The organism is Mangrovimonas sp. TPBH4, assembly GCF_001280505.1.
In the GTDB taxonomy this organism is placed as follows: domain Bacteria; phylum Bacteroidota; class Bacteroidia; order Flavobacteriales; family Flavobacteriaceae; genus Mangrovimonas_A.
The window spans coordinates 40972-61753 of record NZ_LBIO01000017.1; the positions used below are offsets into that span (position 1 = coordinate 40972).

The window sequence follows — 20782 nt, forward strand, 5'->3', positions numbered from 1 at the left end:
TTATTAAACATTTCAATCCCCAACCAATCTATAAGCAGATACGTATATATTTACACAAACCTACTCAACACCTATGAAAAAAACATTTAAAATTATTGGAATTACCATTGCTGTAATTATAGCCCTGCTGGTGGCCATCCCATTTTTGTTTCAGTCCCAAATCAAGGACATGATCAAAACTACTTTGAACGACAACCTGAATGCCAAGGTTGAATTTGAAGATGTTAACTTGAGTCTTATTAGTAACTTTCCCAAGGCCCATGTTACTATCGACAACCTTTCCATTACCAATTTGGCACCGTTTGAAGGGGAAACCTTAGCTTCGGTAAAATCTATTGCCTTGAACATGTCCATCATGGAACTTTTTAAGGATTTCGAAACCGAGCCACTTGCCATAAGCAGTTTTAGTATTGATGAGGCTTTAGTAAATATCCTAACCGATAAAGATGGGAACAGCAATTACGACATTGCCAAACCAAGCGACACGCCTTCAACCGAAAACGCTTCCACAGAAAGCAGCGGAAATTTCACTATCGACATACAAGACTACAGTATTGGTAATACCAATTTAAACTATGTGGATGCCTCTTCAAACATGGAAGTAAGCGTAGCCAACCTTAACCACTCGGGAAAAGGACAGTTCTCTGCAGAACGCTCACAATTGGATACTAATACAGACTTATTCATCAACTTCGCTATGGACAGTACCCAATATCTGTCTAACATACACTTGAAACTTGATGCTGTGATTGGTTTGGATTTAGAACAGAACATGTACACGTTTGAAGACAACAAAGGCTACATCAACGCTCTGCCATTGCATTTTGACGGCTATGTAAAACTACTGGAAAACGCACAGGAATTGGATATTACTTTTGAAAATCCAGGATCTTCCTTCAAGGATTTGTTGGCTTTGGTTCCAGAAGCCTATGGTAAAGACTTAAACGGTGTAGAAACCAATGGAGATTTCAAATTATCAGGAATTGTAAAAGGTCAGCTTTCCGAAACCACGATTCCAACCTTGGATATTACCATGATTTCCAACAATGCGTCCTTTAAATATCCTGACCTACCAAAAAGGGTTGAAAACATTCAAATAAATACCACCGTTAAAAACAGTACAGGTAATCCAGACGACACGTATGTTGCCATCGATGCGTTGAATTTTAAGATTGACCAAGACATCTTCAAATCGTCGGCTACCATTAAAAACTTGACCAAAAACATGGCAGTAAACGCCAAGGTAGACGGCACCTTAAACTTAGGAAACCTCTCTAAAGCCTACCCACTGCAATTGGAAGAAGAATTAAGTGGTATCCTAAAAGCCAACATCCAAACGGCTTTCGATATGAATGCTTTGGAAACAAATGCCTACGAACGCATTAAGGCCAATGGAAACTTAAATATTACAGATGTTGTATTTTCTTCGGAAAGCATGCTGAACCCTGTAGAAATTGCAAAGGCAGACCTGTCATTTTCTCCTCAAAGTGTTTCCTTAAATACCTTTGATGCCAAGACCGGCAACTCCGATTTCAAGGCCTCCGGAACTCTTAATAATTTTATGGGCTTTGTATTTAGCGATAAGACACTTCAAGGGAATTTCAATTTGAGCTCCAACAAATTTGTGGTGAACGATTTTATGACGGAAGACACTTCTGTTGAAACGGAAACCCAAACAAAATCACAAACTACCGAAACCTTAAAAATTCCAGACTTTTTGGATTGTAAAATTTCTGCACAGGCCAATACTGTAGTGTATGACAACCTGAACCTTAAAAACGTTAAAGGAACCTTGACCATTAAAGACCAACAGGCGATTTTGTCTGATATGAGCAGTGATATTTTCCAGGGTAAATTGGCAATTGACGGAACGGTCTCTACCAAAGCGGAGACACCAACCTTCGATTTCAAATTGGGCGCTTCCAATTTTGATATTGCACAATCCTTTAATGATCTACAATTGTTTCAGGCATTGGCTCCAATTGCAAAAGCATTACAAGGCCAGATGAATTCCAGCATCAATCTTTCTGGAGCGCTTAACAGCGACTTGGCTCCAGACTTGAATTCCGTAAGGGGAAATGCCGCCATGGAACTTTTGACCTCTAAAATAGAACCAAAAGAAGGCCCTGTGATGAACAAGTTGAAAGATGAAATGTCCTTTATAGATTTCGACAAATTGGATTTAAAGGATCTTAAGACCAAATTGGAGTTTGCAGATGGAAAAGTAAACGTAAAACCTTTCCATATTAAATATGAAGACATTGACATTGAAGTTTCCGGATCACACGGATTTGACATGTCTTTAGCCTACAACACGGTCTTTAATGTCCCTGCGAAATATTTGGGAAGCGATGTGAACAAACTACTTGCCAAAATGGACTACAAGGATGTTAAAAACATGACCGTTCCTGTTTCGGCCAATATTGGAGGGACTTATGCAAATCCAAAAATCTCAACGGATTTGACGAGTGCTGCTTCCAATTTGACTCAACAGTTAATTGAAATGCAAAAGAACAAACTCATCAATTCAGGATCCGATCAAGTAAAAGACCTATTAGGCGGTTTGATGGGAGGCAATTCCAAAGAAGAAACTCCAGATAGTTCCAGTAATGCTACAGGCGACAGCAGCAAAACAGAGGAAGCCATTTCCGAAGGGATTAAGGATGTTCTAGGAGGATTGTTTGGTAAGAAAAAAGACAAAGATAGCAACTAACAAAATCGCTGATTTTAAACTATTTAAATTATTCTCAATATAAATTACATAAAGTTTCACATTTTTATTTGCATAGTTCAATTAAAAAATTACATTGTGGGTTAATAAATTTAAATATCTATGATAAAAATTGTAATTAAAGAAGGCGAAAGTATTGAACGTGCATTGAAGCGATACAAGCGTAAGCACAGAAATGTCAAGGTGATGCAAAACTTAAGAGAGGGGCAATTTTTCACAAAACCGTCTGTAAGAAGACGACGTGAAATTCAAAAAGCTTCTTATATCCAAAACTTAAGAGACCAAGAAGATATTTAATATATAAAGGGCTACCATATGGTAGCCCTTATATTTTCACTTAATTTCTTTCGGTTACTTTATAGTGATATCCACAACAAGCCCTTCATTAGCACGGACATTAAACACGGTTTGATCTTCAAAAATGAGGTATTGGCCCTTAATTCCTAAAAGTTTTCCCGTGTAGGAAGGCGTTTTTCCCAAATTCAAGCTTTTAGGCTTTAACGGATATTGCACCACAGGAAACTCAAGTTCTGTTTCTGTATTGGATTCTATAATATACTCTCTTGCTTCTTCAGGAACAAAAGGCAACAAGCGTTCGCGCCATTCTACCAAGTTTTCATCCACCACCTCATTTTTAAGCATCGTACGCCAATTGGTTTTATCGGACACATGATCCTTTAAGGCAACTTCTGTAATTCCTGCCAAATATCTATTGGGCACTTCCACAATTTCAATAGCCTCATGTGCCCCCTGGTCGATCCATCTTGTAGGCACTTGTGTCTTACGAGTCACTCCCACTTTAACACTGCTGGAGTTGGCCAAATACACAATATGAGGTTGCAGCTGAACTTTCTTTTCATATTCCAAATCACGGTCCTCTTTATCCAAATGCGCCGTACTCAATTCTGGCCTCATTATCCAATCTGCCGCTTGGGGTACTTCAAAAAAGCAACTTTTACAAAATCCCTGTCTATAAATTGGCTTATCCAAGCCACAATTTAAACATTCATATTTCACAAACTGAATGCTTATCGTTCTATTTAGCAGCTGGTTTAGGTTTAAAAAGTCATTTTTAAACACCAAATAATATTGTATGGGATGGCCATACTCGGTCTCCATTTTTGTGAGAACTCCTTGGTAGGTCATAAAAAAAAATGTTATTTTTAGTTACTTTTTTTTAAAGATACTGCAAATATGCCAATTCCTTTAGTAAATTCCATTGCCTCGTGGTTTTTAAAAAAACGATTTCATCAAATTGAGCTGTTTTTAAAATATCCCAACGAGGTACAAAACGAATTGTTATTGGATCTTATTACCATTGCCAAAGACACTGAATTTGGCAAAAAATATGATTTCGACTCCATAAAAAGCTATCAAACATTTGCTGATAGAATTCCCATTTCATGTTATGAAGATTATCAAAACGTGATCGAACGTTCCCGTTTGGGCGAACACAATATATTCTGGCCCAGCCCAATCAAATGGTTTGCGAAGTCTAGTGGTACCACCAACGCCAAAAGCAAATTCATTCCTGTAAGTTATGAATCCTTGGAAGATTGTCATTATGCCGCCAGCAAGGACTTGTTGTGCATGTACCTCAACAACAATGAAGACTCTCAATTGTTTACAGGGAAAAGCCTCCGCTTAGGCGGCAGCAAGGAACTTTACAAGGAAAACGGCACTGTGTTTGGAGACCTATCGGCCATTTTGATTGACAATATGCCCTTTTGGGCCGAATTCAGTAGCACCCCAAGCAGCAAAGTATCCCTTATGAGTGACTGGGAACATAAAATGCAGGCCATTGTTGACGAAACCATCAACGAGAACGTCACAAGTCTGGCCGGTGTCCCCTCATGGATGCTCGTGCTTTTAAATAATGTGCTAGATACCACCGGAAAGAAAAGCATTACCGATGTGTGGCCGAACTTGGAAGTATATTTTCACGGAGGTGTGAGCTTTGTGCCTTATGTAGACCAATACCAAGCTATCTTACCTAAAAAAGACTTTAGGTATTATGAAATCTACAATGCTTCGGAAGGCTTTTTTGCCATTCAAGACCAAAACAATTCCAACGAATTATTGCTCATGTTGGATTACGGTATTTTCTATGAGTTTATTCCCATGGACACTTACGGCACTCCCAAAGAAAAAGTCATTCCTTTAAGTGAAGTTGAGAAAGATAAAAATTATGCGGTTATCATTACCACCAATGCTGGATTGTGGCGCTATAAAATTGGGGATACTATTAGATTTACCTCACTGCATCCCTACCGTGTAAAGGTATCAGGACGCACCAAGCATCATATCAATGTGTTTGGGGAAGAGTTGATTATTGAAAATGCCGAAGATGCCCTTAAGGATGTATGCAGAAAAACAGCTTCTGAAATTGTGGAATATACAGCAGCACCAATATTCATGAACGGTCACGAAAAGGGCTCACATGAATGGTTGATAGAATTTAAAACACCCCCGAAAGATCTACATCGATTTGGAGAGCTTTTTGACAGCGCCCTAAAGTCATTGAATTCCGATTACGAAGCCAAACGTTACAACAATATGACCCTAAACATGCCCAAAATTAACATTGCCAGGGAACATTTATTTTACGATTGGCTAAAACAGCACAACAAATTGGGAGGCCAGCATAAGGTACCAAGGTTATCCAACAACAGGGAGTATATGGATGAATTGTTGAAATTGAATTTTTAAAAATTAAAACCTGCTTAAAAATCCGATTAACGCCATGCCAAAAATCCGCATAACGAATATTTAAATGCATTTGTCCAATAATCCCTTACGTCATTTTTATCTTACACAAATGCCACTATATTTACATTAATAATGTTGACAATTCTCCCTTAAAATTGTCTTTATTCCAATGCAATTTTAGAACTCACAAAAGGGCGAACCTTTTTTAAAAAATAGTATTGCAGAATATTAATTATTGATCCAAATAGCAAAAAAGGTCACTCAATATGAGTGACCTTTTTTATTTTATTTACATTGGATAAAGCCTTTAAGAAACCGCCTTAAGCTTTTTAAGTGCTGTTTTATTCAACTTATCCTCAGCATAACTTTTGGTTACATTCAACTTGTTATCCTCACTACTAGGCATCTCAAACATAGCATCAGTTAGGATCTCTTCGCATAAGGAACGTAATCCTCTAGCTCCTAATTTGTACTCTATAGCCTTCTCTACAATATAATCTAAAGCACCGTCAGTAATGGTAAATTCAATATCATCCATTTCAAACAATTTTTTATACTGCTTGATAATGGCATTTTTAGGTTGCGTTAAAATAGCACGCAAGGTTGCCGCATCCAATGGATCCATATAAGTAAGCACTGGTAAACGCCCAATGATTTCTGGAATCAAACCAAAATCCTTCAAGTCCTTTGGAATTATATATTGAAGTAAATTATTGGTATCTACTTGAGCATCTTCATGAGCCGCTTTATAACCAATGGCTGCCATGTTAAGACGTTTTGAAATAATGCGCTCAATCCCATCAAAAGCACCTCCAGCTATAAACAAGATATGCTCCGTATTTACTTCTATAAATTTTTGGTCTGGGTGTTTACGCCCTCCTTTTGGCGGCACATTTACCACAGTACCTTCCAATAATTTCAACAAGGCCTGTTGCACACCTTCACCAGAAACATCTCTGGTAATTGATGGGTTATCACTTTTTCTGGCAATCTTATCTATTTCATCAATAAACACGATGCCCTTTTCAGCCTTCTCCAAATTGTAATCGGCCGCCTGCAATAAACGTGTCAAGATGCTTTCTACATCCTCCCCAACATATCCTGCCTCAGTCAATACGGTAGCATCCACAATGGCCAGCGGCACATTGAGCATTTTAGCGATGGTTTTGGCCATCAAGGTTTTTCCAGTACCTGTTTGCCCCACCATGATGATATTACTTTTTTGGATTTCGATATCATCTTCACTAGCTGGTTGCAACAAACGCTTATAGTGGTTGTACACTGCAACAGACATTACCTTTTTGGTATATTCCTGCCCAATGATATACTCGTCCAAAAAGCCTTTGATTTGCTGAGGCTTTCGCAACATTAACTCTGTCGATAATTCGGAATTGTCACTTTGCTTAGACTCCTCCAATACAATACCATGCGCCTGTTCGATACAACGGTCACAGATATGGGCATCCAAACCTGCTATGAGCAGGTTGGTTTCTGGCTTTTTCCTACCACAAAACGAGCATTCTAATTCTTCCTTTGCCATAAATTCAAAAATTCAATTTAAATATCAATGAGATATTTATACGTTACGGGCCAAAACCTCATCAATCATTCCATACTCCAAAGCTTTATCTGCCTTCATCCAGTAATCTCTATCACTGTCGGCATACACTTTGTCGTAGTCCTGTCCCGAATGTTTACTAATTATTTTATAAAGTTCCTCTTTCAAGGTTAAAATTTCACGAGCAGTGATTTCGATATCACTTGCCTGTCCTTGCGCCCCTCCTAAAGGTTGGTGGATCATAACTCTGGAGTGTGTCAATCCGCTACGTTTCCCTTTAGCACCAGCACACAACAATACAGCCGCCATTGACGCCGCCATACCAGTACAGATGGTTGCCACATCTGGCTTGATCAACTGCATGGTATCGTAAATCCCCAATCCAGCATACACGCTACCTCCCGGAGAATTGATATATATTTGAATGTCCTTGGAAGCATCAGTACTTTCCAAAAACAACAACTGCGCCTGTATGATATTTGCCACCTGATCATTGATGCCTGTCCCCATAAAAATGATGCGATCCATCATTAAACGTGAGAACACGTCCATAGCCACGGCATTCATTTGGCGCTCTTCAATAATATTTGGGGTTAAGTTTGTGGGGTACATACTACTGATAATTTGGTTGTAATACGTACTGCTAACTCCTTGATCTTTTATCGCAAATTTTTCAAATTCTTTTCCGAAATTCATATGTCTAATTGTTGTTAATAATTGATAAAACCTGAGGCTTTACAGGCAGAAAATGACCTTGATTTTTAACGGTCAAAAAAAAGCGTAAAACCTCTCAGTTTTACGCTCTAAATATAATCATTTATTCTGTAACAATTAAGAGTAAAACTCTTTTACAAAATCGTCATAAGTAATCTCTTTTACTTTAAGATTTCCTTCTGCTTTGTACAAATCCAATAGCTTTTGGCTCATCAATTGCTCAGACAAACGTTTTACTTCATCCTGATTAGACAAAATTCTAGCTGCAATGCTTTCCAACTCTTCATCTGCAGGATCCATTTGTCCAAATTGTGCCATCTGCCCCTTGATCATTTCTTTAGCGTGCGCTTTCAAATCTTCAAAAGTTACCTGAAGGTTGTGATCTTGGATCAATTTACCTTCGATCAATTGGTAACGCATGCTCTTTTCAGATTTCTCATACTCTTCTTTAGCTTGGTCTGCATCCAATTGCTCTTCTCCAGCTGTTTGGATCCACTTTTGCAAGAATGCTGAAGGCAAATCGAACTTAGTGTTCTCTACAAGGTACTCAGTAACATCGTTCAACAATTTTTGGTCGCCTTGTTGCGCAAACTGCTTTTCAGAATCTACTTTGATTTTTTCTTTCAACTCAGTCACAGAAGTTACCACTCCCTTACCAAACAATTTATCGAACAGCTCTTGATCTAAGTCTGCCAACTCTCTCGTGTTGATTTCAGAAACCGTAAATGTCACTTCAACATCCAAATCATGGGCATCATCGTGAGACACTTTCAAGAAGTGCATCAAATCGTGATCGTCATTGAACAATCCTTTTGTTTTCAAGGTAATTACATCACCAACTTTAGCACCAACAAATTTCTTCTCGTTAGTTTTACCTTTAATTTTATCTAAAGTAATAGTTGCCGTGTTGTTGATCTCTTTTTCTTCGTTAGCGAAAACACCAGTAATTTCATCATCTTTTGATGCTGCTTCCTGAGACACCAATTTACCGTACTGCTTACGGATGTGCTCTACTTGGTTATCCAACATCTTCTCATCGGCAACAATTTGGTATTGCGTAATTGCTTTTTTCGATTTCAACTCTACGTCAAATTCAGGTGCCAAACCTAATTCGAATTCAAAAGAAAAATTATCGGCACCCCAATCCAAATCATCCTGTGGCTTTGGCAATGGGTTTCCTAAAACATCTAGCTTCTCTTCCGTAAGGTATTTGTTCAATGCATCTTGCAACAACTTGTTTACCTCATCCACCAAGACAGCTTTACCATATTGTCTCTTTACCATGGTCATTGGCACATGTCCTTTTCTAAAACCAGGAATGTTAGCCGACTTACGGTAATCTGAAAGGATTTTCTCCACTTTATCGCTGTAGTCCTCTTTTGAGATATCTACTTTTACAACAGCATTTAATGCGTCAATGTTTTCTCTTGTAATATTCATTATCGAATCGTATAAAAATTGGGTTGCAAAAGTACATATTTTTTGCAACTCGGCAAAGTTTTAATATACTGAAATTCAGACTATTTTTTATCCTCTTTTAAAACAGAGTACAATATAGATTCCAGTATCGAGAGCAGAATACTAAATAAAACAGCCGTCCAGATACTACTCACCCCAAAACCATCAATAAAACTGCTCGCCATAAGCACAATCAAGGCATTGATTATCAACAAAAACAAACCAAGCGTAACAATGGTGATGGGCAAGGTTAAAATTACCAGAATAGGTTTTACTATGGCATTGAGCAACGCCAATACAATGGCAACAATAATTGCAGAAGTGAAGCCAACAACCTCAACTCCCGGCAATAATTTTGCTAAAATAACAACGGCAACAGCCGACAATAAAATTCTGAGAACTAGTTTCATAAGATCGTATTTTAAATAAAAATACGAATTTTATGCTAGGAATTTTATGACATCCTCAAAAAACTCTTTTGGGTTTTCGGCATGCAGCCAATGCCCGGCGTTGGACACCGTTTCTATCTGAGCTTTTGGAAAATGCGTCCTGATCAAAGCTTCGTCCTGAAGTGAAATATATTCCGATCGATCACCCCTTAAAAACAAAGTGTCTTTTTCAAATTTTGCATGCACTGACAGGGCTTCCCCTACTTCTCCAACATTAGCTTTCAAGGCTTGCAAATTCAATCTCAAGGCCAACTGCCCTTTTTCTTTCCAATATAGGTTTTTCAGCAAAAACTGACGTATTCCAAAATCTGTTAGATAACGTGCTAAAGCCTCATCGGCTTCTCCCCTATTTGAAATCTCGGAAAAATCCAATTGGCTCAAACCTTCCAAAATGGTGTCGTGATGTACTGGATAAAACCGTGGAGAAATATCGGCAACAATCAATTTAGATACCAATTCTGGATATTTTGAGGCAAACATCATGGCTGTTTTCCCTCCCATCGAATGTCCTAACAAAACAACCTCAGATAGCTCATGAGAGGTGATGTATGCTTTCAAATCCTCAGTGAGCACTTCATAATCGAACTCCTCAGCATGAGGACTGCGACCATGGTTGCGCTGATCCACTAGGTGTACTTCATAACCTTCTTCGCTAAATTTCTTACCTAGAGTTTTCCAGTTATCGCCCATTCCCAAAAAACCATGTAAGATGATAAAGGGCGAACCGCTACCTATAATATTTGAATGTAACTGCATTATAAATTTTATTGAACTAGTATTTGGCAATTATTTTAAGCGCTGTAAATACATTTGAATCACGTTTTCAACACCTAAATACAAACTCTCCGAAATTAGGGCATGACCAATAGACACCTCCAATAGTCCTGGAATATTTTCCTTAAAGAACTTTATATTATCCAACGACAAATCGTGACCGGCATTAATGCCTAAACCAAGTTCATGGGCCAATATCGCACATTCATTATAAGGTTGTACAGCTTCTTTGTTGCCCAGTCCATATTGATGGGCATAAGCTTCGGTGTAAAGCTCTATCCTATCAGTCCCTGTAGCCTTGGCGCCTTCAATTTGCGCCATTACAGGATCCACAAATATGGAAGTCCTAATTCCGTTCCGTTGGAATTCAGAAATGATATCCACTAAAAAATCCTTGTGCTTTAATGTATCCCAACCGGCATTGGACGTGATGGCATCTTCGGCATCTGGTACCAAAGTCACTTGGTTTGGTTTTACTTCCAAAACCATGTCCATAAACTCTTTGATGGGATTTCCTTCAATATTGTATTCCGTATAAACTACAGGCTTTAAATCATACACATCCTGATAGCGAATATGGCGCTCATCCGGTCGCGGATGTATAGTCACACCTTGAGCCCCAAACTCCTGTACATCTTTTGCAAATTGGACAACATTGGGCACATCACCACCTCTAGAATTTCGCAAAGTGGCTATCTTATTTATGTTTACGCTTAGTTTTGTCATCTACTTTTCATTTGACCAACAAAAATACAAAGTCCTTAACGCTTTTTGTAGTTATTTTTAATTAATTTGCAATAGTATAATTTGAAGTTATGCCTTTGGAACAGTACATAATCAATGATATTAAACCGTTAAGTCTTAATGATAAGATCAGTGATCTGAAATTATTATTTAATGAACTTACGTATTCCCATATTCCTATTGAGGACAACACTGTATATTTAGGCTGTATATCCGAAACAGACGCGCATTGTTTTGAAGGTTCCAAATTGATTTCCGAAGTTAAATATGCCATTGAAGGCTTTTTTGTTCGTTCTCATACCAATTGGCTCGACGTACTTGAGGTTTTCGCCCAAAACGACTGCAATATTATGCCGGTACTGAACGAAAACAATACGTATCTGGGCTATTACGAACTGAACGACATCATCAACCTGTTTAACGAAACTCCATTTTTCTCGGAGGCTGGAGGCATTTTAATTGTCGAAAAGGGCATCCAAGACTATTCTTTCAGTGAAATTAGCCAGATTGTTGAATCCAACGATTCAAGGCTCCTGGGCGCTTTCATCTCCAAAATGGACAACGACATGGTTCAGATAACCCTTAAAGTTGGCTATGGCAACCTTCTCGATATTATGCACACCTTTAGAAGGTACAGTTACAATATTATCTCAGGACACGAAGAAGACTCCTATCTTGAAAACCTTAAGGAACGTTCTGAATACCTAAATAAATACCTTAACATTTAAGGCATGAAAATAGCCATTTACGGTCAGTTTTATAACAGCAACAGCTCGTTTTGCATCTCTACCTTACTTGATTTTTTAAAGAAACAGAAAGCTGAAGTATATGTAGAACAGCGCTTTTTTGACCTACTGCGTGACGAACACAATATAGACATCAATGGTTTTGCCACCTTTTCAAAATTAGATCCAAGCTATAATCTGCTAATTAGCATTGGTGGAGACGGCACCATTTTAAGAGCCATTACCCATGTAAGGGACTGCAATATCCCAATTGTAGGGATAAATACGGGTAGATTAGGTTTTTTGGCGACCATACAAACTGATGAAATCGAACAGGCGCTAACCGATATTTTTAAATGCAACTATAAAATTTCCGAACGTATCTTACTTAGTGTCACCACCAAGCCTGAAAATAGCGATTTGGTAGAAACCAATTTCGCCTTAAACGAAGTGGCCATTAGCCGCAAGAATACCACCTCCATGATTACGGTGGAAACCCACTTAAACAACGAGTACCTTACCTCCTATTGGTCTGATGGATTGATAATTTCCACACCCACTGGATCTACAGGTTACTCCCTTAGTTGTGGCGGCCCTGTCATCATGCCTGGAGCACACAACTTAGTGATTACCCCTATCGCGCCACACAACCTTAATGCCAGGCCATTTGTAATCCCAGACGACACGGACATTCAACTGAAAGTTGACGGACGGGAAGAACACTACTTAATTTCATTGGATTCGCGCATTACCACTTTGCATAATTCTACAGTGGTTACCATTAAAAAGGCGCCCTTCACCATTAAAATGGTAGAGCTTGTACATGAAAGCTTTATAGACACCTTGAGGAAAAAATTACTTTGGGGTGAAGACAAAAGAAATTAGGCAATAAATCCCCCTAAATACTGTTTAACTGTAAGACAATTTGTTTCAAATTGTTATAGGCTAATCATATTTATTATATTTGCAAACTTTGAAAAACCTATGAGGTATTTAATTCTCTTTTTTTTAAGCATGTTACTTTCACAATCCCTAAGTGCTCAAATCTATGAGGTTGGGGTATTTGCGGGAGGCAGCAACTTTATTGGCGATGTTGGCGCAACCAATTATATATCACCAAATTCACCTGCTTTTGGAGGTATTTTAAAGTGGAACAGAAGCCCCAGACATTCCTTTAGACTATCGTTAATTTATACCGATCTTGAGGCCGAGGACAGAAAATCAGACGACCCAAGACGTCAAGAAAGAGGCTTCGCCTTTTCCAATGGTCTATTGGAAATAGCCGGAGGTATGGAATTCACCTTTTTCGACTTCAACCTGCATGACAGCGGCACACAATTTACGCCCTATCTATACACAGGGATAAGCGTGGCAAAACACGACAACTTTTATTTCTTGTCCAATGGCGACATTATTGAAGAAGGTACCAGCAGTTGGGCCTTTGGAATTCCTATGACCCTTGGTGTAAAAACCAACATAAGCAGTAGGCTTGTTTTGGCTTTGGAAGTTGGCGTCCGTTATACTTTTTCGGACGAATTGGACGGTAGCGTCCCAGACTTTGACAACGACAGCAGTCTAGGCTTTGGAAATACAAACAGTAACGATTGGTATGTATTTTCGGGCTTAACCCTTACCTATACATTTGGGCAAAAACCTTGTTATTGTAATTTTTAAAATGAGTAGTAAAGACCAAATAAACACCAACAAACTTCCCAAACATGTGGCTATTATCATGGATGGTAATGGCCGATGGGCTAAACAACAAGGATTTTTAAGAGTGGTTGGCCACGAAAATGGTACCAAATCTGTACGTGAGATCGTAGAGGCAAGTGCCGAACTTGGCATTGAAAACCTTACCCTATATGCCTTTTCAACTGAAAATTGGAACCGGCCAAAACTGGAAGTACAAACCTTGATGAAACTTTTGGTAAAATCCCTTAAAAAGGAAATCAAGACGCTTCAAAACAACAATATTCGTTTAAATGCCATAGGCAACTTAAATGATCTTCCAGACAATGCCAGGACTGAACTTTTGGAAGTTATAGACAAAACCAAGGATAATTCCAGAATGACCCTTACATTGGCTTTAAGCTACGGCTCCAGGGAAGAATTGGTAAGTGTGGTAAAAAAAATAGCAGATAACGTTAAAAATAATATAATTTCTCCCGAAACTATTGACGAATCAATTATAAATAAGCATCTTTACACGCAAAATTTACCTGATGTAGACCTGCTTATTAGAACCAGTGGGGAGCAGCGAATAAGCAATTTTCTGTTATGGCAAATCGCTTATGCCGAATTATATTTTACGGATATACTATGGCCTGATTTCAGAAAGGAAAATTTATATGACGCTTTGATCAACTATCAAAACAGAGAACGACGATTTGGAAAAACCAGTGAACAACTTAGCTAAGAAACTACTTTTGAAAACATACCTACATTCAATTTTTATTGCACTATTTCTTTTCTGTTCAAGTGTAAATACAGCTCAAAACAACAACTACAACACTGGTACTCCTTACATTATTGAAGACATTACCGTAACTGGCGATACCAATTTTAGTGCCAATACCGTAATCTCCTATTCTGGTTTAAGAAAAGGCGAAGAAGTTACCATTCCAGGTGAAAGCATTAGTAAAGCCATTAAAAAACTTTGGGACTCCAATCTCTTTAGTACTATCGATATTTATTTGGTAAAAACCGAAGGTAATTTGGCCTTTTTAGAAATCCATTTAGTCGATTTGCCAGAACTTAACGACGTTGTCATCAACGGTGTTAAGAAATCAAAGAAAGAAGAAATTATTACCGAAAATAAGCTTACCAAAGGTGTAAAGGTTACTGAAAACCTTATCACCACTACTCGCAACTACCTTACTTCCAAATACAAAAAGGATGGATATCTAAACACCAAGGTAAACGTAATCACCAAGGAGGTTGTAGACTCCATGCAAAAAAGCCGTGTGGATATGGCCGTTAACATAGACAAGGGCCAAAAAGTAAAGGTTAAAAGCATTGAGTTTACCGGCAATGAAAAGATAGCCGATGAGAAGCTTAGAAAAGCTATGAAAAACACCAAACAAAAGAATTTTGTTAGGGTTTTAAAACGTTCAAAATATATTGAAGCAGACTATAAGGAAGACCTTGTAAGCGTCATTGACAAGTACAAGGAAAACGGTTATAGAGATGCCAGAATCATCTCGGATTCCATCATTTACAACAACGACAAAACTATTTCTGTGTTAATTGATTTGGAAGAAGGTGAGCAATACAAGTTTGGTAAAATCACCTTTGTAGGTAACAGTGTTTATACCGATGAGCAATTACAAAGCATCCTTAGAATTAAGGAGGGTGACACCTATAACGGCGTAGAACTTAGAAAGCGAATTGCAGACGACACCAAGCCTGACGCCATAGATTTAACAAACCAGTACCAGAACAATGGGTATTTGTTCTCGACCATCAACCCTGTAGAAGTGAGTGCCGATGGTAACATTATTGATATGGAAATAAGAATTTCCGAAGGAAAACCTGCTTATTTCAACGAAGTGTCGGTATCTGGAAACGACAGAACAAACGACCGAGTAATCTATAGAGAATTACGCACCAAACCTGGGCAATTGTACAGTAAGGAAAATGTAATTAGAACCATTCGTGAACTTGGGCAATTGGGCTTTTTCGATGCACAACAGATCACCCCAAACATGAAAAATTTCAATACTGTAGATGGTACTGTGGATATTGAATACCAAGTTGTAGAAAAAGGATCTAGCCAAATAGAGCTTCAAGGAGGTTATGGTGGCGGTGGTTTCATTGGAACCTTAGGACTTTCTTTCAACAACTTCTCCATGAGAAACATCTTTAACAAAGATGCCTATAAGCCTGTACCTATGGGAGATGGTCAAAGTCTAGCTTTGCGTTTACAAGCCAGTAGATTTTACCAAACCTACAGCTTTTCTTTTTCTGAGCCTTGGTTAGGAGGAAAACGCCCATTACAGTTATCAACCTCTATCTCGCATACCAAGCAATTCTTGTACAACTACGAAACAAGAGATGCCGATAAAAACAAAAGGTTTAATATTACAGGGGTGTCCGTTGGACTTTCCAAACGTTTAACCGTTCCAGATGACTTTTTCTACTTGTCTCAGGCAATTAGTTACCAACATTACAACTTAAAGAACTACAATACTGGTTTATTCACCTTTGGAGATGGGTATTCAAACAGTTTTGCTTACACCATTGGTTTAACAAGAAACAATACCTATAACGATCCAATTTACCCTATGGGAGGTTCTAACTTCTCTATCTCGGCTAAATTGTCTCCACCTTATTCGTTGTTTAACAATGTAGACTATGCAGCCCTTAAAGATGAACGTGACGCCTTGGATGCAACCGATGCAGACGACGCTGCACGTATTGCAGAAATAGACCAACAACGTTTCAACTGGTTGGAATATTATAAAATCAAACTTAAAGGAGATTGGTACACTCGTATTGTCGATAAATTAGTATTACGCTCTGGTATAGAATTTGGGTTCTTGGGAGCCTACAACCAGGATAGAGGAATCATTCCTTTTGAGCGTTTCTTCCTTGGTGGTGATGGTTTAGGAAACTATTCGTTGGATGGTAGAGAAATTGTGCAGTTAAGAGGATATCCAAACCAATCTATCAGACCGGTTGAAGAAGACGGTTCCATTACAGATGATGGAGCTTCTATCTATAACAAGTTTTCTTTGGAATTACGTTACCCAATTACCTTAGGTGCACAAGCAAAAATCTTTGCCCTTATGTTTGCCGAAGGTGGTGCAGCGTTTAGCGAATTCCAAAGTTACAACCCATTTGAACTTAAGCGTTCTGCGGGTGCAGGATTGCGTATCTTTATGCCTGCTTTTGGATTACTGGGAATTGATTTCGGTTACGGATTTGATCCGGTTCCTGGGTCCACTGGAAGCAATGGTTGGGAAACGCACTTTATTATTGGTCAACAATTTTAAGTTTGGCATGGTATTTTCTAATACCTGCCTGAAGGATTTAGCGTGACTGTTAAAATTTTTCAGAATATATTTCGTTAATTTGGAAAAGCTAAATTCAAATGACGGAAACAACACAAAATCTGTCATTTTAAAGGTTTAGGGAAAAGATCAATAAATCACAAAACAACAACAGATGAAGTATAGAGTTCTTTTTTTAATGATAATGATAGGTCTAAGTAGCTTGGTCTCCAACGCCCAAAGAGGTGTGAGAGTTGCCTACATAGATACCGAATACATCTTGGAAAACGTTCCCGAATATCAAGAAGCTTCAAATCAATTGGAAAAAAAGGCTCAGGAGTGGAAAGCAGAAATCGAGCAACGTTTGAATGTGATCGATCAAAAAAAGAAACAACTCGACAATGAACGTGTGCTTCTTACCAAAGAACTTTATGAAGAGCGATTGGAGGACATTTCATTTGAAGAACAGGAAATCTTAGAATATCAACAAAAACGATTTGGGCCAGAAGGCGATTTAATTACACAAAAGCGCCAGTTGATTCAGCCTATCCAAGATCAGATATTTGCCGCAGTTCAAGAAATTGCTGCCAATAAAAAATATGATTTTGTATTTGACAAGTCTGCCGATTTGGTAATGCTGTACTCAGCCGAAAGGTATGACATCAGTGAATTGGTCATCCGAAGCATCACTAGAGCATCCAAACGTACCCAAGCTCAAAACAGAGCCGAGCGCAGAGCTGCCGAAGATGAAGAGGTAGTACCGGAAATCAATGAGGAATTGGAAGAGCGCGAAGCTGCCTTGGACGCCAAACAGGCGGCCCGTGCCAAAGAAATTGAAGACCGCAAAGCTGCCCAACAAAAAAGACGCGATTCTCTAGAAGCCGCTGCCGAAGCTAGAAGACAAAAAATCTTGGAAGAAAGAGCTAGAGCCAAAGCCGAACGAGATAGTATAAGAGCCGCTAAAACCGGAAAAACTAACGAAAAGGATAGTGATGCCCAAAAAGAAAGCAACGACAATGTCGATGCGAATGTAAACCCGCAAAGCGAGACGGAAGAAAAAACACCTGAACAAATTGCAGAGGAAAAAAGACAACAAAAATTAAAGGATAGAGAGGCTCGCCAAAAAGAGCTTGAAGAAAGAAGACAACGCATATTGGCCGAACGCGAAAAGGCTAAAAAAGAACGCGAGGCACAAGCCAAAGTAAAAGATAGTACAGGAAATTAACCACTATAACATTAATATTTAAACACGTAATACTTTAAAAATGAAACATTTTAAGACCCTTTTATTTGCAGCCGCACTTTTTGTTGGAGCTACGAGTTTCTCAGTTGCACAAAGTAAAGTTGCTCATATTAACACTACCGAGTTAGTAGAAGCGATGCCGGAGATGAAAACTGCTCAAGCAGAAATTGAAAAGCTAACTAAGACTTACGAAGCTGAAATTAAAACTATGGCTACAGAGCTTCAAAACAAAATGAAGCAATACCAAGCTGAAGTAGACACCAAAACAGACGAAGAGAATGCTAAAAGAGCCCAAGAGGTACAAACTATGGAGCAAAGCATTCGTCAATATCAAGCGCAAGCACAACAAGACCTTCAAAAGAAAGAAGCTGAATTATTGAAACCAATTTTCGATAAGGCAAAAGCTGCCATCAACAAAGTAGCAAAAGCTCAAGGGTTCAACTATGTATTGGATTCTACTCAAGGTGGAGGTGTATTGGTAGCTGATGGTAAAGACCTTTTACCAGACGTTAAAAAAGAATTAGGATTCTAATCCAATCACAAAAAAATTAAAAAAAGCCGCTTTACCTAAGCGGCTTTTTTATTTTTGTATCGATGAGTAAACAACCTATTGGTATATTCGATTCCGGTGTTGGCGGAACTTCCATATGGAAAGAGATTCAGTTGCTCTTGCCCAATGAAAACACTATCTATCTTGCCGATAGCAGCAACGCTCCCTATGGCACCAAAACTACACAACAGATCATAGATCTTAGTTTTAAAAACACTGAATTTTTATTGGAAAAAGGTTGTAAACTCATAGTGGTGGCCTGCAATACGGCTACCACCAATGCCATTAAATTGCTTCGAAGTACTTTTGCAGTCCCCTTTATAGGTATAGAGCCTGCTATAAAACCAGCCTCACTCAATACCAATACCAAAGCCGTGGGCATTTTGGCCACAAAGGGAACACTGTCCAGCGAACTCTTTCACACTACAACAAATCTTTATAGCAATGGCATTCATGTTATTGAACAGGTTGGCGATGGTATTGTTGAATTGATTGAAAGTGGAAAGATGTATTCTGAAGAAATGCAAGCCTTGCTGAAAGGCTATCTACAACCCATGATAGATGCCAATATAGACTATTTGGTCCTAGGTTGCACCCATTACCCCTATTTGATGCCGTTGCTCCTTCAAATCCTCCCTAAATCGGTTAAAATCATCGATTCGGGTGCAGCTGTCGCAAGACAAACCAAAGCCATCCTGCAACACCACCATTTATTAAATACTGAACCTACCAAAGCGTCCTACGATTTCTATACAACAGGGACACCGCAAGTCATGGAATCGCTGTTAGGAGAGAATTACGAAGTCCAGCACATTTCGCTTTAGGCTTCTTGAAACCAGCTAGAGTATTTCACGTAGTTATTAGCAATTCTGTCAATTTCTCCTGAAATTAATTCTTCGCTGATATCCTTAACTTTTTTAGCGGGAACACCGGCATAAATACTCCCCGATTCCACTACCGTATTCTTGGTCACCACAGCACCAGCAGCAATGATACTGTTACTTTCAATCACACAATCATCCATCACAATGCTTCCCATACCAATCAACACATTATCATGAATGGTACAACCATGCACAATGGCATTATGCCCAATGGACACATTGTTCCCAATAGTTGTGGGTGACTTTTGATAGGTAGCATGAATTACAGCTCCATCCTGGATGTTCACCTTATCCCCCATTTTTATAAAATGGACATCTCCGCGAATCACCGCATTGAACCAAACACTACATTGTGAGCCCATACTCACTTCTCCAACAATCGTAGCGTTTTCAGCCACAAAACAATCCTCAGGAATCTGTGGAAACTTTCCGTTTACGGGTTTAATAACTGGCATATTTCTATATTTGATGACGTTTAAAAAACGTAGAATTATTTAAAATAGGATAGCAAATTCGACTTTTTGGAGGCCGAAACCATGATTTCCTTACCGTTGCTCAACACAACACTTCCGCCCTTTCCTTTTACATATTTAGTGACTTCATTTATATTCACTAAATAGCTTTTATGAACTCTTACAAAACTACTATCTATTAGGGCATCCTCAAAGTATTTTAGCGTTTTACTTACCAGCTTTTTTCGGTTATTTTCTAGAAAAATTTCGGTGTAATTGTCATCGGCTTTGCAGTATAAAATATCGGCTGTATTTAAAACTTCAAACCCATCCTGTTGGGGTATTGTAATCTTGCCATTAATCCCATTGGTTTTAGGAACCAACACCTGATCTTGAAGGGCATTTTCCTTAGTTTTAACTTCGGTAACATAATCCACAGCCTTGATGAGTTCGTCTATAGAAACCGGTTTCATCAAATAATAAGAGGCATGGGCATTTAGGGCATCAATGGCATAATGGTTATACGCGGTTACAAATACCGTTTCAAAATTAATATCTCCAACCCTATCCAATAAATCGAAAGCATTGCCATAGGGCATTTCCACATCCAAAAACACCAAATCCAAAGCTTGATTTCTTATCAGCACCAAAGCTTCCTCAACATTGGCGGCTTCACCTAAAACTTCCACATTAGGACAATACTTTTTTAGATAATTCTTTAAAATCTCTCTACTGGTTTCCTCGTCCTCAACGATAATGGCTTTTAGTTTCATAATGCTAGAAATTGGTTGTTCTTTTAG

20 protein-coding genes are annotated in these 20782 nt (G+C 38.6%); 11 read left to right on the forward strand and 9 right to left on the reverse strand.

The annotated features are described in order from the left end of the window. The first annotated feature begins 73 nt into the window (after positions 1-73). Together ZA05_RS00345 and rpsU are read left to right on the forward strand one after the other, a co-directional pair. Positions 74-2713 (forward strand): AsmA family protein, encoded by a 2640-nt coding sequence (locus ZA05_RS00345; protein WP_053989877.1) that lies wholly within the window; start codon positions 74-76, stop codon positions 2711-2713. Positions 2714-2833: 120 nt separating this feature from the next. After that, positions 2834-3028 carry a 30S ribosomal protein S21 gene (gene rpsU, locus ZA05_RS00350; RefSeq protein WP_053978163.1) on the forward strand — a complete coding sequence of 65 codons (195 nt, stop codon included), beginning with the start codon at positions 2834-2836 and terminating at the stop codon, positions 3026-3028. Positions 3029-3082: 54 nt separating this feature from the next. Here rpsU and ZA05_RS00355 read toward each other — a convergent pair whose 3' ends face one another. Next, positions 3083-3877 carry a DUF2797 domain-containing protein gene (locus ZA05_RS00355; protein ID WP_053989878.1) on the reverse strand — a complete coding sequence of 265 codons (795 nt, stop codon included), beginning with the start codon at positions 3875-3877 and terminating at the stop codon, positions 3083-3085. Positions 3878-3925: 48 nt separating this feature from the next. Here ZA05_RS00355 and ZA05_RS00360 point away from each other — a divergent pair, with 48 nt between their 5' ends. Then, positions 3926-5440 carry a GH3 auxin-responsive promoter family protein gene (locus ZA05_RS00360; RefSeq protein ID WP_053989879.1) on the forward strand — a complete coding sequence of 505 codons (1515 nt, stop codon included), beginning with the start codon at positions 3926-3928 and terminating at the stop codon, positions 5438-5440. Between the two features lie 307 nt (positions 5441-5747). Here ZA05_RS00360 and clpX read toward each other — a convergent pair whose 3' ends face one another. From clpX to ZA05_RS00390, 6 genes are all read right to left on the reverse strand, one after another. Beyond that, positions 5748-6980 carry an ATP-dependent Clp protease ATP-binding subunit ClpX gene (clpX, locus tag ZA05_RS00365; RefSeq protein WP_053989880.1) on the reverse strand — a complete coding sequence of 411 codons (1233 nt, stop codon included), beginning with the start codon at positions 6978-6980 and terminating at the stop codon, positions 5748-5750. A gap of 36 nt (positions 6981-7016) precedes the next feature. After that, positions 7017-7694: an ATP-dependent Clp endopeptidase proteolytic subunit ClpP gene (clpP, locus tag ZA05_RS00370; RefSeq protein WP_053989881.1), complete on the reverse strand. Its 678-nt coding sequence runs from the start codon at positions 7692-7694 to the stop codon at positions 7017-7019. 135 nt (positions 7695-7829) lie between these two features. Then, positions 7830-9152 carry a trigger factor gene (gene tig, locus ZA05_RS00375; protein WP_053989882.1) on the reverse strand — a complete coding sequence of 441 codons (1323 nt, stop codon included), beginning with the start codon at positions 9150-9152 and terminating at the stop codon, positions 7830-7832. Positions 9153-9232: 80 nt separating this feature from the next. Continuing rightward, positions 9233-9580: a phage holin family protein gene (locus ZA05_RS00380; protein ID WP_053989883.1), complete on the reverse strand. Its 348-nt coding sequence runs from the start codon at positions 9578-9580 to the stop codon at positions 9233-9235. A 30-nt stretch (positions 9581-9610) separates the two neighbouring features. Next, positions 9611-10375, reverse strand: a complete 765-nt coding sequence (locus ZA05_RS00385) for an alpha/beta fold hydrolase (protein WP_053989884.1) — start codon at positions 10373-10375, stop codon at positions 9611-9613. Positions 10376-10405: 30 nt separating this feature from the next. Further along, the gene (locus ZA05_RS00390; protein ID WP_053989885.1) at positions 10406-11119 is read right to left on the reverse strand and encodes a pyridoxine 5'-phosphate synthase; all 714 of its coding nucleotides are present in this window, start codon (positions 11117-11119) and stop codon (positions 10406-10408) included. 89 nt (positions 11120-11208) lie between these two features. On the opposite strand from ZA05_RS00390, the gene ZA05_RS00395 reads away from it, so the two are divergent. From ZA05_RS00395 to murI, 8 genes are all read left to right on the forward strand, one after another. Further along, the gene (locus ZA05_RS00395) at positions 11209-11865 is read left to right on the forward strand and encodes a CBS domain-containing protein (RefSeq protein ID WP_053989886.1); all 657 of its coding nucleotides are present in this window, start codon (positions 11209-11211) and stop codon (positions 11863-11865) included. Positions 11866-11868: 3 nt separating this feature from the next. Next, entirely contained in the window at positions 11869-12747 is an 879-nt protein-coding gene (locus ZA05_RS00400) for an NAD kinase (protein ID WP_053989887.1), read from the forward strand. 99 nt (positions 12748-12846) lie between these two features. Next, on the forward strand, positions 12847-13536 hold the full coding sequence (locus ZA05_RS00405; protein WP_053989888.1) for a DUF6089 family protein: 690 nt from the start codon (positions 12847-12849) through the stop codon (positions 13534-13536). 1 nt (position 13537) lies between these two features. Continuing rightward, positions 13538-14278 carry an isoprenyl transferase gene (locus ZA05_RS00410; RefSeq protein WP_053989903.1) on the forward strand — a complete coding sequence of 247 codons (741 nt, stop codon included), beginning with the start codon at positions 13538-13540 and terminating at the stop codon, positions 14276-14278. Between the two features lie 10 nt (positions 14279-14288). Beyond that, positions 14289-16856, forward strand: a complete 2568-nt coding sequence (bamA, locus tag ZA05_RS00415) for an outer membrane protein assembly factor BamA (protein ID WP_369793822.1) — start codon at positions 14289-14291, stop codon at positions 16854-16856. Positions 16857-17028: 172 nt separating this feature from the next. Further along, positions 17029-18078, forward strand: coding sequence for an OmpH family outer membrane protein (locus ZA05_RS00420; RefSeq protein WP_053989890.1), 1050 nt, complete (start codon positions 17029-17031; stop codon positions 18076-18078). Between the two features lie 40 nt (positions 18079-18118). Continuing rightward, complete coding sequence (locus tag ZA05_RS00425) at positions 18119-18628, forward strand: OmpH family outer membrane protein (protein WP_053989891.1); 510 nt, start codon at positions 18119-18121, stop codon at positions 18626-18628. Between the two features lie 62 nt (positions 18629-18690). Then, entirely contained in the window at positions 18691-19470 is a 780-nt protein-coding gene (gene murI, locus ZA05_RS00430) for a glutamate racemase (protein WP_053989892.1), read from the forward strand. Here murI and ZA05_RS00435 read toward each other — a convergent pair. Both ZA05_RS00435 and ZA05_RS00440 read right to left on the reverse strand, forming a co-directional pair. Then, positions 19467-19985 (reverse strand): gamma carbonic anhydrase family protein, encoded by a 519-nt coding sequence (locus ZA05_RS00435; RefSeq protein WP_053989893.1) that lies wholly within the window; start codon positions 19983-19985, stop codon positions 19467-19469. The two genes, murI and ZA05_RS00435, sit on opposite strands and share 4 nt — an antisense overlap. A 35-nt stretch (positions 19986-20020) precedes the next feature. Next, on the reverse strand, positions 20021-20755 hold the full coding sequence (locus ZA05_RS00440; protein WP_053989894.1) for a LytTR family DNA-binding domain-containing protein: 735 nt from the start codon (positions 20753-20755) through the stop codon (positions 20021-20023). Positions 20756-20782: the final 27 nt, after the last annotated feature.

Excerpts from the sequence above, each read along its gene's own strand:
- ZA05_RS00345 (WP_053989877.1), top strand. The coding sequence starts at position 74 with ATGAAAAAAACATTTAAAATTATTGGAATTACCATTGCTGTAATTATA.
- rpsU (WP_053978163.1), top strand. The coding sequence starts at position 2,834 with ATGATAAAAATTGTAATTAAAGAAGGCGAAAGTATTGAACGTGCATTG.
- ZA05_RS00355 (WP_053989878.1), bottom strand. The coding sequence starts at position 3,877 with ATGACCTACCAAGGAGTTCTCACAAAAATGGAGACCGAGTATGGCCAT.
- ZA05_RS00360 (WP_053989879.1), top strand. The coding sequence starts at position 3,926 with ATGCCAATTCCTTTAGTAAATTCCATTGCCTCGTGGTTTTTAAAAAAA.
- clpX (WP_053989880.1), bottom strand. The coding sequence starts at position 6,980 with ATGGCAAAGGAAGAATTAGAATGCTCGTTTTGTGGTAGGAAAAAGCCA.
- clpP (WP_053989881.1), bottom strand. The coding sequence starts at position 7,694 with ATGAATTTCGGAAAAGAATTTGAAAAATTTGCGATAAAAGATCAAGGA.
- tig (WP_053989882.1), bottom strand. The coding sequence starts at position 9,152 with ATGAATATTACAAGAGAAAACATTGACGCATTAAATGCTGTTGTAAAA.
- ZA05_RS00380 (WP_053989883.1), bottom strand. The coding sequence starts at position 9,580 with ATGAAACTAGTTCTCAGAATTTTATTGTCGGCTGTTGCCGTTGTTATT.
- ZA05_RS00385 (WP_053989884.1), bottom strand. The coding sequence starts at position 10,375 with ATGCAGTTACATTCAAATATTATAGGTAGCGGTTCGCCCTTTATCATC.
- ZA05_RS00390 (WP_053989885.1), bottom strand. The coding sequence starts at position 11,119 with ATGACAAAACTAAGCGTAAACATAAATAAGATAGCCACTTTGCGAAAT.
- ZA05_RS00395 (WP_053989886.1), top strand. The coding sequence starts at position 11,209 with ATGCCTTTGGAACAGTACATAATCAATGATATTAAACCGTTAAGTCTT.
- ZA05_RS00400 (WP_053989887.1), top strand. The coding sequence starts at position 11,869 with ATGAAAATAGCCATTTACGGTCAGTTTTATAACAGCAACAGCTCGTTT.
- ZA05_RS00405 (WP_053989888.1), top strand. The coding sequence starts at position 12,847 with ATGAGGTATTTAATTCTCTTTTTTTTAAGCATGTTACTTTCACAATCC.
- ZA05_RS00410 (WP_053989903.1), top strand. The coding sequence starts at position 13,538 with ATGAGTAGTAAAGACCAAATAAACACCAACAAACTTCCCAAACATGTG.
- ZA05_RS00420 (WP_053989890.1), top strand. The coding sequence starts at position 17,029 with ATGAAGTATAGAGTTCTTTTTTTAATGATAATGATAGGTCTAAGTAGC.
- ZA05_RS00425 (WP_053989891.1), top strand. The coding sequence starts at position 18,119 with ATGAAACATTTTAAGACCCTTTTATTTGCAGCCGCACTTTTTGTTGGA.
- murI (WP_053989892.1), top strand. The coding sequence starts at position 18,691 with ATGAGTAAACAACCTATTGGTATATTCGATTCCGGTGTTGGCGGAACT.
- ZA05_RS00435 (WP_053989893.1), bottom strand. The coding sequence starts at position 19,985 with ATGCCAGTTATTAAACCCGTAAACGGAAAGTTTCCACAGATTCCTGAG.
- ZA05_RS00440 (WP_053989894.1), bottom strand. The coding sequence starts at position 20,755 with ATGAAACTAAAAGCCATTATCGTTGAGGACGAGGAAACCAGTAGAGAG.